General features: G+C 60.1%; 1 protein-coding gene and 1 pseudogene. Both read left to right on the top strand.

Going from position 1 to position 1,886, the window contains the following annotated elements; translation table 11 throughout:
- Positions 1–286: hypothetical protein (locus tag IQK56_RS30005; RefSeq protein WP_193863689.1), on the top strand; the 286-nt coding region annotated here is incomplete at its 5' end.
- Positions 287–318: 32 nt separating this feature from the next.
- Positions 319–1,736 (top strand): annotated as a pseudogene (locus IQK56_RS30010) (FAD-dependent oxidoreductase).
- The last annotated feature ends 150 nt before the right edge of the window (positions 1,737–1,886 follow it).

Below are 1,886 nucleotides of genomic sequence, written 5' to 3' on the forward strand. Positions count from 1 at the left end.
GGGCATGACCGGCGGTTTCGCCTACGTGCTCGACCAGGACAACACCTTCGTCGACAAGGTCAACCACGAGTTGGTCGAGATCCAGCGGATCAGCGGCGAAGCCATGGAGTCCTACCGGAACCACTTGCAGCACGTGCTGGACGAGTACGTCGAGGAGACCGGCAGCGAATGGGGTCGTAACCTCGCCGAAAACCTCGATGATTACCTGCGTCGTTTCTGGCTGGTCAAGCCCAAGGCTGCCAACCTGAAATCGTTGCTTTCCAGCATCCGTGCCAATCCGCAGTGATATGCGCCTGAAGAGTTTGATGAGGTTTTAACATGGCTGAACGTCTGAATAACGACTTCCAGTTCATCGATGTCGGGCGCAAAGATCCGAAGAAGAAACTGTTGCGTCAACGCAAGAAAGAGTTCGTGGAAATCTACGAGCCCTTCAAACCCCAGCACTCGGCCGACCAGGCCCACCGCTGCCTGGGGTGCGGTAACCCGTATTGCGAATGGAAGTGCCCGGTGCACAACTTCATTCCCAACTGGCTCAAGCTGGTGGCCGAGGGCAATATCCTCGCCGCCGCCGAGCTGTCGCACCAGACCAACACCCTGCCGGAAGTGTGCGGCAGGGTTTGTCCCCAGGACCGTCTGTGCGAGGGTGCGTGCACCCTTAACGACGGCTTCGGCGCGGTGACCATCGGTTCGGTGGAGAAGTACATCACCGACACCGCCTTCGCCATGGGCTGGCGTCCGGACATGTCCAAGGTCAAGCCGACCGGTAAGCGCGTCGCCATCATCGGCGCCGGTCCTGCGGGCCTGGGCTGTGCCGACGTACTGGTGCGTGGCGGCGTGACCCCGGTGGTGTTCGACAAGAACCCGGAAATCGGCGGCCTGCTGACCTTCGGCATCCCCGAGTTCAAGCTGGAAAAAACCGTGCTGAGCCACCGTCGTGAAGTCTTCACCGGCATGGGTATCGAGTTCCGCCTCAATACCGAAATCGGCAAAGACATCACCATGGAACAACTGCTCGAAGAATACGATGCCGTGTTCATGGGCATGGGCACCTACACCTACATGAAGGGTGGCTTTGCCGGTGAAGACCTGCCGGGCGTGTATGACGCGCTCGACTTCCTGATCGCCAACGTCAACCGCAACCTGGGCTTTGAAAAGTCGCCGGAAGATTTTGTCGACATGAAAGGTAAGAAGGTCGTGGTGCTGGGCGGTGGTGACACCGCGATGGACTGCAACCGTACCTCGATCCGCCAGGGCGCCAAGTCGGTGACCTGTGCCTATCGTCGTGACGAAGCCAACATGCCCGGTTCGCGCAAAGAGGTGAAGAACGCCAAGGAAGAAGGCGTGAAATTCCTCTATAACCGCCAGCCGATCGCGATCGTCGGTGAAGACCGCGTCGAAGGTGTGAAAGTGGTCGAGACCCGTCTCGGCGAGCCGGACGCCCGTGGCCGTCGCAGCCCCGAGCCGATCCCCGGTTCCGAAGAGATCATCCCGGCCGACGCCGTGGTCATCGCCTTCGGTTTCCGCCCAAGCCGGCGCCGTGGTTCGAGCAGTTCCAGATCCAGACCGACAGCCAGGGCCGCGTGGTGGCCCCGGAACAAGGCCAGTACAAACACCAGACCAGCAACCCGAAAATCTTCGCCGGTGGCGACATGGTGCGCGGTTCTGACCTGGTGGTGACGGCGATCTTCGAAGGCCGCAATGCCGCCGAAGGGATCCTGGATTACCTGCAGGTGTGACCCTGATCCCCGGTTAAAATGGGGATCAAAAATGTGGGAGGGGCTTGCCCCCGATAGCGGTAGTTCAGTTTCCAATACTGAGGCTGACACCACCGCAATCGGGGGCAAGCCCCCTCCCACATTTGTTTTGCGGTGGGTTCAAGCTACCGC

This window comes from Pseudomonas cyclaminis (assembly GCF_015163715.1).
In the GTDB taxonomy this organism is placed as follows: Bacteria; Pseudomonadota; Gammaproteobacteria; order Pseudomonadales; family Pseudomonadaceae; genus Aquipseudomonas; species Aquipseudomonas cyclaminis.